The organism is Paenibacillus konkukensis (assembly GCF_023523925.1).
Lineage (GTDB): Bacteria > Bacillota > Bacilli > Paenibacillales > NBRC-103111 > Paenibacillus_S > Paenibacillus_S doosanensis.
Genome location: NZ_CP027059.1, coordinates 6,071,245 through 6,083,811 on the forward strand (window position 1 = coordinate 6,071,245; position 12,567 = coordinate 6,083,811).

A 12,567-nucleotide genomic window follows, 5' to 3' on the forward strand; every position below is an offset into this window, starting at 1 on the left:
CTATGCTCATAGTAGTGACAGGCGGCGCGCGCAGCGGCAAGAGCTCCTTTGCCGAGGCCCATGCTGCCGGACTGGCCGGCAAAGGCGTATATGTCGCCACGGCGCAAGCGTACGATGAGGAGATGAAAGCAAGGATCGGCCTGCATCGGCGGCAGCGGGAGGCTGCAGGCTTTCCTTGGACGACCGTAGAAGAGTCCTTCGAGCTGGCGGAGCTGCTGCTTCGCCGGAGCGGTAGTGAGGATATGCCGGACGGGAGGCATCCAGAGACTTCTTCGCGGCAGGAGGAGCCTTCGGCTTGCGCGCAAACGCGGCAGTTGGCGGCATGCGGGAGCGGCCCTGTTGCAGACGATTCCGTCATTCTGGTCGATTGCCTCACGCTTTGGCTGTCCAATTGGCTGCTGCGTTATGAGCGGGAGCCGGATGCCGAGGAACGCCTGCAGGCTAAGATCGATGAGCTGGTTCAGTCCGGTCTGCGGTATGCCGGGAGCGAAAGACATTTGGTGCTTGTCACTAACGAGGTCGGCTACGGTCTGGTGCCGGAGTATAAGCTCGGCAGACAATTCCGCGATTTGTCCGGCATCATGAACCAGCGGCTGGCCCGGGTCGCGGATCAGGTTTTTCTGGTGACGGCGGGAATCCCGCTCGAACTGAAAAGCTTGCAGTATCGCCCGGATAAATAGATGGCCGGTATGTTTGAAGAAGACGAGTTAAACGTGGTGAAAAGCGAACGGAGAGCCGTTAAAGATTTGAAGCAGTACTAGCGATTGCCTTTGTAGACGGATGTTCTCCATAGAAAAAAGGAAACAACCATCCAAAAATCCGATTTCAACAGCGATCGGAAGATCAAATGGGCACCGCAGCGGACTTGTTCACCACACTTCCGAAACCAGCAAGTTTGAAGGCAGGCGGTGACATAGGTTGTTGTTTTATTCTTGGCAGGAAACGGCGGTTATGCTGATAGCGGCCATTCTCGTAGATTGGTGGATCGGCGATCCCCGCTGGCCGACGCATCCGGTTATCTGGATCGGACGATGGATCGGGTACATGGAGTCTAGGCTGCATCCGCCGGAAGCGGCTCCGCTTCCACCGGCTTCGCAGCGGCTGCGCGGCGTTGCGTTGACGATATCTACCTTAGCGCTGGCTTTTCTCGCCATGGGGCTGATCCTATGGCTCTCCAGACTCATTCATCCTTGGCTCGGTTATGCCGTCAACACGTGGTTTATTTCGACGACGATAGCCGTCAAAGGGTTGAAGGACGCCGCTATGCAAGTGTACGATCCGCTGCGCTCGGGGCGTCTGGAGGAAGCGCGCAAGTATACGGGGTATATCGTCGGAAGGGATACGTCGCGGCTCGACGAATCGGAGATGACTCGCGCGACCGTCGAAACGGTAGCGGAAAATACGGTCGATGCGTTCGTATCGCCGATCTTCTATGCGCTCATCGGAGCGGCGCCGCTGGCGATGCTGTACCGCGCGGCCAATACGCTGGATTCGATGGTCGGCTATAAGAGCGACCGGTATTTGCATTTCGGCTGGGCATCGGCTCGCTGGGACGATGTCATGAACTGGATTCCGGCGCGCTTGACCGGCATCCTGCTCATATTGACGGCTGCCATCAGACGGGGCTGCTCCGCCGTCAGGGCCGCCAAGGCGGTCTGTTCGTTCGCTTCGCTGCACCCGAGCCCTAACAGCGGCATTCCCGAATCGGCGGTAGCCGGCGCGCTCGGCATCGAGCTTGGAGGAGTCAATGTGTACCACGGACGGACGAGCGAACGGGCTCGAATGGGCTGGCCGCTCAGGGAGCGACGAATGGACGATATACTGCAAAGCGTCAAGATGCTGTATGGCGTCAGTTATTTTATTGTCGGAGGGCTGCTGTGCGCACTATGCTGGACTTTATGGTAAAAGGGTTGTCGGCATGCGCCGCGGCCTTTCAGTTTTTAACGAGGCTGCCCGTGCCGGTAAGCCTGCAATATAACGATGCGCTGTTCCGCCGCAGCGTGCTCTTTTACCCGCTGGTCGGCGCGGTGCTCGGGCTGCTGCTCGCCGCCGCAGGTTGGGCGCTGCAGGGCTGGCTCGCACCGGGCGTAACGTCGGCGCTGCTGCTCTCGCTCTGGGCGGCGATGACCGGCGGACTGCATCTGGACGGGCTGATGGATACCGCCGACGGTATTCTCAGCCATCGCTCCCGGGAGCGGATGCTGGAGATTATGAAGGACAGCAGGGTAGGGGCGATGGGCGTCATCGCCTGTTCGCTTCTGCTGCTGTGCAAGTGGACGCTGCTGCAGCAATGGCTGCCGCTGTCGTGGAACGGCACCGCGTTCCTGCTGCCGCTCGTTCCGCTCTGGAGCCGCTGGTACATGGTCGTAGCCATCGCCTGCTGGCCGTATGCCCGCGAAGGACAGAGCGGCGGAGGGCTGGGCGGCTTTTTTCGCGGGCTTGGAGCGAGGCATCTTGCGGTTCATACTGCCCTGGCGCTGCTGCTGTCCGCGGCATTGGTCAGTCTGGGCGGATATTCGCCTCTCTCGTCGCGCGGCCTGCTGCTTATCGGGGCCGCCGCTGCCGCTAGCGGGCTGGCCGGCGTGGCGTTCAGCCGCTGGATCGCCCGGAAGCTCGGGGGGCTGACCGGCGATACCTATGGCGCCCTGAACGAGCTGCTGGAGACGCTGCTGCTGCTTGTCGTCTTCAGCTGCATAGGATAGCAGTTACGGAGGAATGTCTCGGATTCCATTTTTTTGGGGGGGTTAGATGCCCGGTGAAAAACGAGCGGAGAGGCCATTTGAATCTGGAAAAGCGATAGCGTTCGCCTTTGTTCCTTCAAGAAATCCGGGACGGGCTGCGATCGGAAGATGCTTTCGCATGCGCAGTGGGCGTTTGTCACCACTCCGTTAGAGAAATCCGATGATAAGCAAACATCACGAAATAGCGATCATTACATAGTGGATCGACCGATGAACGAAATTTTATAGAAACGTAAATGACATCAAAGGCATGGTAAGTACGGGAGGGAAGCGATATGCTGGAGCGATATGGGCATGGGGGCGATTTGTGGACGGCGGCGGAGACGTTCAGCAGGAGCAAGGACGATTTTCTTGATTTTAGCTCGAATATGAATCCGCTCGGGCCTCCAGCAGCGGTGGAAACGATATTGCGCGAGCGCTGGCGCGAGGTGACAGCTTACCCGGACCCGGCGGTGCGCGGCTTGAGGAAGGCGCTGGCCGCCAAATACCGGATTCCGGAGGAATCGATATTGGTCGGCAACGGGGCGGCGGAGCTGATCGATCTGGCGGTGCGCGTGCTGAAGCCGGAGGTGACGGCCTTGGCGCGTCCCGCCTTCTCGGAGTACGAGGAAGCGGTGGATAAAGCGGGTGGGCGTGTCTATGAGCTACCTCTTCGGGAGGAGCACGGTTTCGTGATGCAGCTGGACGACGTGCAGCGGGCTGTCGCCGCTTCCGATCTGCTGTTCTTCGGCAGCCCGAACAATCCGACGGGAAGGCGGCTGCCGCCCGAGGCGCTTGCGCTGCTGGACGAAGCGAAGAAGACGGTCATTCTCGATGAGGCTTTTATCGATTTTTGCCCGGATGAGGAGCAGGCAACGATGATTCGCCGGGCGGCTTCTTCGCCGCACTGGATGGTCATCCGCTCGATGACCAAATTTTACTCGATTCCGGGGCTTCGACTTGGATTTATTGTGGCTCATCCGGATCGGATTGTCCGGATGCGCAGCCAGCAGGTGCAGTGGAGCGTGAACACGCTGGCGCAGCTGGTCGGCGAGGCCGTGCTGGAGGATGCGGATTTCGAACGGCGCACCCGCGGCTGGCTGGCCGAAGAGCGGCCGCGGCTTGCCGGAAAGCTCGCGGCGCTGGGGCTGCAAGTGACGCCGAGCGATACCAATTATTTGCTCTTCTCCTTGCGTCCGCTGGGTCTTAACGTGAAGCGGCTGCAAGCGGAGATGGGCCGGCGCGGCGTGCTGATCCGCGACGCATCGCTTTTTCCGGGTCTCGATGAGACGTATGCCCGAGTCGCGATCCGGCTGCGTGAGGACAACGAGCAGCTCGTCGCCGAGCTGGCGGCGTCGATCGCCGTTCTGCAGGAGCGGGGGCGGCCGCAGGCCGCGCCGTCAGCCGCTGCTGACGCGCCTTTAGCGAGTGTGCCTTCATCGGCTGCGGCAGCCGGAGCGAACGGGGCTGCGCCGCAGTCGGAAGGGCGCGCTTCGCGTATGTTGCCAAGCGGAGCCGGAGCGGGCGCGACCTTGATGGTTCAAGGGACGTCCTCCGATGCGGGCAAGAGCCTGATTACGACCGCGCTCTGCCGCATTCTGCTGCAGGACGGGCTGCGCGTCGCGCCGTTCAAATCGCAAAATATGTCGCTCAACTCTTATGTGACGCCCGACGGCAAAGAGATCGGCCGCGCGCAGGGCATGCAAGCCGACGCCTGCCGGATACCGGCTACGACGGATATGAACCCGATTTTGCTGAAGCCGAAGAAGGATATGGTGTCCCAGGTCGTCGTTCACGGCAAGCCTTACCGCGACCTGGATGCGCGCACGTACCGCGAACGCTATTTATCCGAAGCAGAGGAGGTCGTCAAGGCTTCACTGAACCGGCTGAGAGCGGCCTATGACGCCGTAGTGCTCGAAGGGGCGGGCAGTCCGGCGGAAGTCAATTTGAAGGACAGGGATATCGTCAATATGAGAATGGCCGGGTGGGCCGATGCTCCTGTGGTGCTTGTCGCCGATATCGACCGCGGAGGCGTCTTTGCCTCGCTCGTCGGCACGCTGGATATTTTTACACAGGAGGAGAGGGACCGGGTCGGCGGTTTTATTATCAACAAGTTTCGCGGCGATGTGACGCTGCTGCAGCCGGGGCTCGACTGGCTGGAGCGGCGCACAGGCAAGCCGGTGCTCGGCGTGATCCCGTACTTGCCGGATCTTGAGCTGGAGGATGAGGACTCGGCTTCGCTCGACCGCAAGCTTGCGACGGGGATCATAGCGGGCGCCAATACCGCCGCGGCTGCGGGCGACTCCATCGATATCGCGGTGATTCGTCTGCCGCGGCTGTCCAATTTTACCGATATCGATCCGCTGCTGTACGAGAAGGACGTGCGTCTGCGCTTTGTCGGCTCGGCGGAGGAGCTGGGCAGTCCGGACGCCGTTATTTTGCCCGGCAGCAAAAACACGGTGGACGATCTCCTGTTCCTGAAGCAGACGGGACTGGAGGCCGCTCTGCTTAGGCATGCGGAGCAGGGCGGCTGGATGGCGGGCATCTGTGCCGGGTATCAGATGATGGGCCGGACGCTGCGCGATCCCGAGCTTATAGAGTCGGACCGCAAGGAAACGGCGGGGCTTGGCATATTCCCGGCGGAAACCGTATTTACTGCCGAGAAGCGGACGGTGCGCGCCTCGGGAGCGTCCCGATTGTACAGCGACCTTGTCGGGAAAGTGTCGAGCCAATTCCCTATTTATGGATATGAAATCCATATGGGCCGGACGCATTTTTTGCAGCAGGTTCGTCATCCGTTCTGGCTGCATGCGGAGCAGGAAGGCTCGCAAGGGCATCCGGACGGCGCCGTCTCCGAGGACGGACGGATATGGGGGACTTATGTGCACGGCATTTTGCATAATGACGATTTTCGTCGGGCATGGCTGAATTCGATTCGCGCCGCCCGTGGGCTTCAGCCGCTTGCGGCCGAGCTGCGGTTCCAGGAGCGCCGGGAAGCGGCGTTTGACAGGCTGGCGGACCATGTAAGAAGCCACTTGGATATGGCTCGGGTGTATGAGATGATGGGGATACAATATCAAGAGGAGGCGAGTCTATGAGGATTTATACGCGTACTGGAGATGCGGGGCAGACCGGGGTGATCGGCGGCCGGGTCGATAAAGACGACGTGAGGGTCGAAGCTTACGGAACGGTTGACGAGCTGAACTGCTTTGTCGGGCAGGCGATGGGATTTCTGGATGAGGAGAAGTTCGCCGATCTGCTCGCCGATTTGCTGGAAATTCAGCATGAGCTGTTCGATTGCGGCTCCGATCTGGCGCTGCTCAAGCAGGAGCTTCGTCCGTATAAGGTAACGGCCGAAATGGTCGACAGACTGGAGACGTTAATCGATAAATACGATGCGGAGACGCCGGATATTAAGAAGTTCATTTTGCCAGGCGGAGTTCAGGCCTCCTCTGCGCTGCACGTATGCCGGACGGTATGCCGCAGAGCCGAACGCAGAGTCGTGACGCTGGCCCGCACGCAGCCGATCAATGAACAAGTGCGCCGGTATTTGAACCGGCTGTCCGATCTGTTCTTCACCGTCGCCCGGCTGGCTAACGCCCGCAGCGGCAGGCAGGACGTGGAATACGCCCGCAGCGCCGAGGTGTTCCGCCGCAAATGAGCCTGTACTACGAACCGCTGACGTATCACGTCTCCCAAGAGGAAGACGGAATTCTTCTCAAAACGATACTGCAAAGCCGAATGCATTTGTCGCGCAAGCTACTGTCCCGATTGAAGCTGACCGAGCAGGGCATTACCGTCAACGGGGAGCGGCAGTATATTAGCGTCCGTGTCCGCGAAGGCGATCTCGTGGAAGTTCGCATGCTGAAGGAGGAGTCGGACGACATTCTGCCTCAGCCGCTGCCGCTCGATATATTGCATGAGGATGAGCAGCTGCTTGTGCTGAACAAGGCGGCCGGGATGATCGTTCACCCGACGCACGGCCATTACGTGAACACGCTCGCTAACGGCGTCGTCCACTATTGGCAGCAGCAGGGCAAAAGCTACCGGTTCCGCCCGATTCACCGGCTCGATCAGGAGACGTCGGGGACGCTGGCCGTCGCCAAAAATCCGTTCGTCCACCAGCAGGTGTCCGAGCAGATGCAGGCGCATCAGGTGAAAAAGGAATATATCGCGCTCGTCCACGGTGTGATGGAGGACGATCAAGGCACGGTGAACGAGCCGATCGACCGCGATCCCGATCAGCCGCATATCCGCATCGTAACGCCTTCAGGCTATGCGGCCGTCACGCACTACCGCGTCGAGCGACGGTTTCGCGAGGCGACGATGGTGCGGCTGTGGCTCGAAACCGGCCGCACGCATCAAATCCGCGTGCATATGAAGCATCTGGGGCATCCGCTGCTGGGCGATAAGCTGTACCTTCTGGGGGAGCCTACTGCAGCGGTACAGACGGATGCTGATACGGAGACGGCCCGGTCCGAAGGCTCGGCCGTTTCGGGCGGACTTGGCGGCGCCGGAGCTTCGGCCTGGGGGCTTGACCGGCACGCTCTGCATGCCTGTACGCTGGGCTTCGTTCATCCCGGAACGAAGCGGTGGATCGAGTTCGAAGCGCCTTTGCCGGACGATTTGACGCGATGCGTCGAACGTTTGGAGGAGTTCGGCTAAAAAAGACTTTGCGGGCCGCCGCAAAGTCTTTTTTTCATAGGAAAATGGTTGTTCGTGCATTTCGGTCCGGGCTGTGGTATAGTACGAAAGGAAAAAATGAAAGAAGATACCGGGGCAGACCGTGCCGTCCCGGGAGAGGTTCGCGAACTCCCTCTATAAAAAACTACAGAGACAGTTCCACTTAATCTCGTTCTTCTTTTCGTTGACGGCGCCCGAAAGGAGCCGGAACAGAACAAGGAGGAGATCGTTTCGCATGTCCGCAGGAAGAACGAATGAAGAATTAAAAGACATTACACTGCTTGGAAATCAAGGCACCCGTTATATTTTCGATTACGACCCCAAACTGCTGGAGGCGTTCGATAACAAGCACCCGGACCGGGCTTACTTCGTAAAATTCAATTGTCCCGAATTTACCAGCTTGTGCCCGATGACCGGCCAGCCCGACTTCGCCACGCTGTACATCTCTTACGTTCCCGACCGCAAAATGGTCGAGAGCAAGTCACTCAAGCTGTATTTGTTCAGCTTCCGCAATCATGGCGATTTCCATGAAGATTGCGTCAATATTATGATGAACGATCTTATCGACCTGATGAATCCTTGGTATATCGAGGTGTGGGGCAAATTTACCCCGCGCGGCGGCATTTCCATCGATCCTTATTGCAACTGGGGGCGTCCGGGTACGAAATATGAAGCGATGGCCGAGCATCGCCTGATCAACCATGATATGTATCCCGAGAAGGTGGATAATCGCTAGGAGTGTGGATAAAAAGTCCGCTGCGGTGCCCATTTGATCTTACAATCGCTGTTGAAGCCGGATTTTTGGCTGGTTGTTTCCTTTTTCTATGGAGCAAATCCGTTTTCAAAGGCGAACGCTAACGCTTTTCCAGATTCAAATGGCCCCTCCGCTCTCTTTTTACCGGACTTCTAGAGGCCGGCAGATAATACGAAGCACGAAGAAGACCCTTTTACGAAAGGGTCTTTTTGGCGTATCGGCCCGGTAAACCGGCGCTGGCCCGGGAGGGCCGTTTGCATCTCGGTCATCGTCAGCGTCCGCCGATGAAGACGGGCGTTTTTTTTTTTCTCGGCGGCTTTCTCCTTCTCCGGTTTGTTGTAATCGCGCGAAATGCTCAGCAAAATGCCGAGACTCATCAGAGTGACGACGATCGACGTGCCGCCATAGCTGATCAGCGGTAGGGTTACGCCGGTCATCGGGATCGTGTTCGTTACGCCGCCCATATTAATAAATGCCTGAATGCCGATCAGGCTGATAATGCCGACCCCCGTCAGCATGCCGAACGTCTCTTTGCTGCGCAGCGCTATAATCAGACCGCGCCACAGAAAGGCAAGGTAGACGAGCAAAAAGATCGAAGTACCGATAAATCCGAGCTCTTCTCCGATAACCGGGAATATGAAATCATTGTAAGGCAAAGGCAAATAATGGAGCTTCTGTATGCTCTGCCCGAAGCCGGCTCCGAAGGTTCCTCCGTGCCCGAACGCGTACAAGGCTTGTACGATTTGGTAGCCTTTATCGTTGGCATCGGAGAACGGATCGAGAAACGTCGTAAACCGGTCGATACGGTAATTGCCCTCTCCCCCGATAAGCAAGTAGACGGCAGCGAATAGGGAAGCCAAACAAGCGCCTGCGAGACCTAGCAGAAACATATGACGCATTCTCGCTCCGCCGACAAAGATCATGACGAGAGCGCAAGCGCATAAAATCGCGGTAGAGCCGAAATCCGGCTGCAGCATGATTAACGCGGAAATAAACCCTATCACCGCAAGCGGCGGGATAAATCCGGTTTTGAAGTCGCGGATTCCTTCTCCTTTTCGGCTGAGCAGCCCGGCGAGATAGAGAATGACCATCAACTTGGCCAGCTCCGTAGGCTGCAGCGTGAAGAAACCAAGCTTGATCCAGCTTCGCGCATTGTTCAAGGACGCTCCGATGACCGGCGTTGCCAGCAGCAGCAGGACGACGGAGATGAACAAAGGCTTGATCCACTTTTGGAATTTACGGTAATCGATATTCATACAGACCAGCATGCAGAAGATTCCGACGGTAATATTAATCGCTTGCTTGAAAGCAAACGGCCAAGGCGTATTTGCATTCAGAGCCATACTGGCGCTAAAGACGAAGGCAAAGCCGAAGCATACGAGCAGAAAGGTCAGAAACAAAAAAAGAAAATCGGGGGTGCCGCGGCGGCCTGATGCGCTTGTTGAGCGATCGGAAGGGAGCGCCCTTTGATTTCGAACAGCCATACTGGAGATGAACCCACCTTTCCTGATCAGGACCGATCTGCGTGCCCGCAAGTCCCTTATATCTTATTATACTTCTAAAAATGGAAAAAAGTTTCAGGAATTTAACGATTTTTGCAGATCTCTACTCTATATACGAGCCGAAATGCGGATGGATTGTTCATTTTGCCGGTAATTTTGTATACTTAAAGGAAACTGAAGATAAGGAATGAGCGTATGAATAAGACAAAGCAAGTGATTTGCTACCAATATCCCGCCTGCGGCACATGCAGAAATGCGATGAAATCGCTAAAAGCCAAAGGCTTGGATGTACAAGCCGTGCACATATTCGACAATCCGCCCGGCGTGTCGGAGTTGAAGAAGCTTATTACGGATAGCGGGCTGGACATCAAGAAGTGGTTCAATACATCGGGCGAAGTGTATAAAGAAATGAAGCTCAAAGACAAGCTTCCGCAAATGACCGACGATGAGAAGATCGAGCTGCTGGCTTCGAACGGCCGATTGATCAAGCGCCCCGTTGTGACCGACGGGACCAAAGTTACCGTTGGATATAAAGAAGAGCAGTATGCGGAAGTATGGGGTGCCTGAAACGCTAGAACAATGCGTTACCTAAAGGAGTGTGCGGGCGTTGCAGCCAAACAAGCAGAAGAAAAATCCGTTCTGGGTATTCGGAGCGGCCGCGGCATTTGTGCTTGCGCAGGGAAAATGGTTATTGACGCTGTTAAAATTCGGCAAATTCGGCGGCGTATTTTTGTCGATGCTGCTGTCGATCGGCGCTTATGCGATTTTGTTTCCATGGGGGTTTGCGGTCGGCATCGTGCTGCTGATATTGGTGCATGAGCTCGGACACGTGATCGCAGCCAAGCAAAAAGGGCTTCCGGTGAGCGCGCCGGTGTTCGTGCCGTTCGTCGGGGCGATGATCAATATGAAGCGGCATCCGCGCGATGCCGTAACCGAAGCGTATATCGCGTTCGGCGGTCCTTTGCTCGGAAGCATAGGGGCGCTTGCCGTATTCGGCCTGGCGTATTATGTCGACAGCAAGCTGCTGTACAGCGTTGCGTTATCCGGTTTTCTGATTAACCTGTTCAATCTGCTGCCGATCCATCCTCTGGACGGGGGAAGAATCGCGACGGCGGTATCCCGATGGCTGTGGCTGGTCGGCCTGGTCGGCGGGCTGGTGCTTATCTTGTATCATTTTAACATTATATTGCTTATTATTTGGGTGATGTTCGCGTACAATTTGTATAAAAAATTTGTCAAGCATCGCGAACACGGCGAGCAGCGCGCAGTTAGCGCCAGCTTCCTGATCCCGGCCGAGCCTTTGATCGAGCAGGGCTATATCATCCCGGGCGAAGAGCATAAGCGGGAGCTGCCGTTCGTCACTTATTCCGATCTGGAAGGACAGCAGTATGTCCGCGTCGTTTGGGACAGCTTGAGCTTTCAAGGGACGATTCCGCTGATGCAGCAGGGGCTGATTCAGCGAACGCATGTGACGAGGCTGGAGCGGGTTCAGCGGGAGGACGGCTTGCATCTGATGATTCACTGCCAAGTCGACTACGAGCCCTACGAAAACGATAAATACTACGAAGTTCCGAACGCGGCGCGCTGGAAATTCGGCTTTGCCTACCTCGGGCTGGCCCTATTCCTGATCGCCATGATGTCGATGGTCCATAAGGTCGGGAATATATAAGGCTTGACCCTTCAACCGTAGAAAACAGTAAAGAGGTCGTTTACCCAATGAAACAATTTCAATCGAAGCGGTTATCCCGGCTGGGTTCCGCTATTTTTTCCGAAATGGCGCAGTGGAAAGAAGAAGTGAAGCGAAGCGGGATGGACGTGATCGATCTGGGAATCGGCAGCCCGGACCGGCCTCCCTCGGAGAAAGTCATTCGGGCGCTGGAGCAGGCCGTACGCAAACCGGAGGTATACGGATATCCGACCTCGGAGGGCAGTCCGGCTTTCCGCGGCGCGGTGGCCCGCTGGTACAAGTATCGGTTCGGCGTTGCCCTAGACCCCGATACAGAGATCGTCACGCTGATGGGCTCGCAGGACGGCCTGGCGCATTTGGCGATGGCGGTCGCCGATCCGGGCGATCTGGCGATGGTGCCCGACCCCGGTTATCCGATCTACTCCGCCAGTCTCGTGCTTGCCGGAGTGGAGCCGTATTTGCTGCCGCTGCGGGAGGAGAACGGCTTCCTGCCGAGACTGGACGAGATTCCGGAGGAAGCGGCGCGAAGAGCCAAGTTTATTCTGCTCAACTATCCGAGCAATCCCGTATCAGCAGTAGCTACGCGTCCGTTCTTCGAGGAGCTTGTCGCCTTCGCGCGCAAGCACGGCTTGCTGGTCGTGCATGATCTGGCTTATTCGGAGATGGCGTTCGACGGCTTCCGCCCGATGAGCATTCTTGAGATCGAAGGCGCCAAAGATGTCGCCGTGGAGTTTCATTCCTTGTCGAAAAGCTTCAACATGGCCGGCTGCCGGATCGCCTTCATGGTGGGACAGCCGGATGCGGTGCAGGCGCTGCGCGTTTTGAAGTCGAACATCGACTACGGCGTGTTCGCGGCGGTGCAGGAAGCGGGCATTGCCGCGCTGGAGGAAGATATGGAGCACGGCGAATCGGTAGCCGCGCTGTACGAGCGCAGACGCAATGTCGTAATCGACGGGCTGGCTGCGGCAGGCTGGACGATTCCTCGACCGAAAGCGACGATGTTCATTTGGGCTCGCATTCCTGAGGGCTGGACATCTCGACAAATTTCCCGGGAAATCCTGTACCAGGCCGGCGTCGTCGTCATTCCGGGCGATGCCTTCGGTCAAGAAGGCGAAGGCTATGTCCGCATTGCGCTTGTGCAGGAGGAAGAGCGGCTGCGGGAAGCGGTGCGGCGGATCGGGACGTTTTTGAATAAGTAAATATGGGAGTAAAAGACGGAAC

The 12,567-nt window shown here is 57.4% G+C and carries 11 protein-coding genes and 1 riboswitch; of the genes, 10 read left to right on the forward strand and 1 reads right to left on the reverse strand.

Going from position 1 to position 12,567, the window contains the following annotated elements; genetic code table 11:
• Window positions 1–2: 2 nt before the first annotated feature.
• From SK3146_RS26415 to queF, 7 genes are all read left to right on the forward strand, one after another.
• Window positions 3–680 (forward strand): bifunctional adenosylcobinamide kinase/adenosylcobinamide-phosphate guanylyltransferase, encoded by a 678-nt coding sequence (locus tag SK3146_RS26415; protein ID WP_249861568.1) that lies wholly within the window; start codon window positions 3–5, stop codon window positions 678–680.
• Between the two features lie 238 nt (window positions 681–918).
• Window positions 919–1,905 (forward strand): adenosylcobinamide-phosphate synthase CbiB, encoded by a 987-nt coding sequence (gene cbiB, locus SK3146_RS26420; protein ID WP_249861569.1) that lies wholly within the window; start codon window positions 919–921, stop codon window positions 1,903–1,905.
• The gene (cobS, locus tag SK3146_RS26425; RefSeq protein WP_249866448.1) at window positions 1,887–2,702 is read left to right on the forward strand and encodes an adenosylcobinamide-GDP ribazoletransferase; all 816 of its coding nucleotides are present in this window, start codon (window positions 1,887–1,889) and stop codon (window positions 2,700–2,702) included. The genes cbiB and cobS overlap by 19 nt, the downstream gene beginning before the upstream one ends.
• Window positions 2,703–3,016: 314 nt before the next feature.
• Window positions 3,017–5,818, forward strand: a complete 2,802-nt coding sequence (locus tag SK3146_RS35165; RefSeq protein ID WP_349655165.1) for a cobyric acid synthase — start codon at window positions 3,017–3,019, stop codon at window positions 5,816–5,818.
• On the forward strand, window positions 5,815–6,381 hold the full coding sequence (locus tag SK3146_RS26440; RefSeq protein WP_249861570.1) for a cob(I)yrinic acid a,c-diamide adenosyltransferase: 567 nt from the start codon (window positions 5,815–5,817) through the stop codon (window positions 6,379–6,381). Before SK3146_RS35165 ends, SK3146_RS26440 begins: the two co-directional genes overlap by 4 nt.
• Window positions 6,378–7,385, forward strand: a complete 1,008-nt coding sequence (locus SK3146_RS26445) for an RluA family pseudouridine synthase (RefSeq protein WP_249861571.1) — start codon at window positions 6,378–6,380, stop codon at window positions 7,383–7,385. Before SK3146_RS26440 ends, SK3146_RS26445 begins: the two co-directional genes overlap by 4 nt.
• Window positions 7,386–7,514: 129 nt before the next feature.
• Window positions 7,515–7,558, forward strand: a riboswitch (PreQ1 riboswitch).
• An 80-nt stretch (window positions 7,559–7,638) separates the two neighbouring features.
• Complete coding sequence (queF, locus tag SK3146_RS26450) at window positions 7,639–8,139, forward strand: preQ(1) synthase (RefSeq protein WP_249861572.1); 501 nt, start codon at window positions 7,639–7,641, stop codon at window positions 8,137–8,139.
• A 170-nt stretch (window positions 8,140–8,309) separates the two neighbouring features.
• Here queF and ftsW read toward each other — a convergent pair whose 3' ends face one another.
• Window positions 8,310–9,641 carry a putative lipid II flippase FtsW gene (gene ftsW, locus SK3146_RS26455; protein WP_249861573.1) on the reverse strand — a complete coding sequence of 444 codons (1,332 nt, stop codon included), beginning with the start codon at window positions 9,639–9,641 and terminating at the stop codon, window positions 8,310–8,312.
• Between the two features lie 213 nt (window positions 9,642–9,854).
• Here ftsW and SK3146_RS26460 point away from each other — a divergent pair, with 213 nt between their 5' ends.
• From SK3146_RS26460 to SK3146_RS26470, 3 genes are read left to right on the forward strand one after another with little or no spacing between them, the layout of a single operon-like run.
• Window positions 9,855–10,226, forward strand: a complete 372-nt coding sequence (locus tag SK3146_RS26460) for an arsenate reductase family protein (protein ID WP_249861574.1) — start codon at window positions 9,855–9,857, stop codon at window positions 10,224–10,226.
• A gap of 40 nt (window positions 10,227–10,266) precedes the next feature.
• Window positions 10,267–11,328: a site-2 protease family protein gene (locus SK3146_RS26465; protein WP_249861575.1), complete on the forward strand. Its 1,062-nt coding sequence runs from the start codon at window positions 10,267–10,269 to the stop codon at window positions 11,326–11,328.
• Between the two features lie 47 nt (window positions 11,329–11,375).
• Window positions 11,376–12,545 (forward strand): LL-diaminopimelate aminotransferase, encoded by a 1,170-nt coding sequence (locus SK3146_RS26470; RefSeq protein WP_249861576.1) that lies wholly within the window; start codon window positions 11,376–11,378, stop codon window positions 12,543–12,545.
• The last annotated feature ends 22 nt before the right edge of the window (window positions 12,546–12,567 follow it).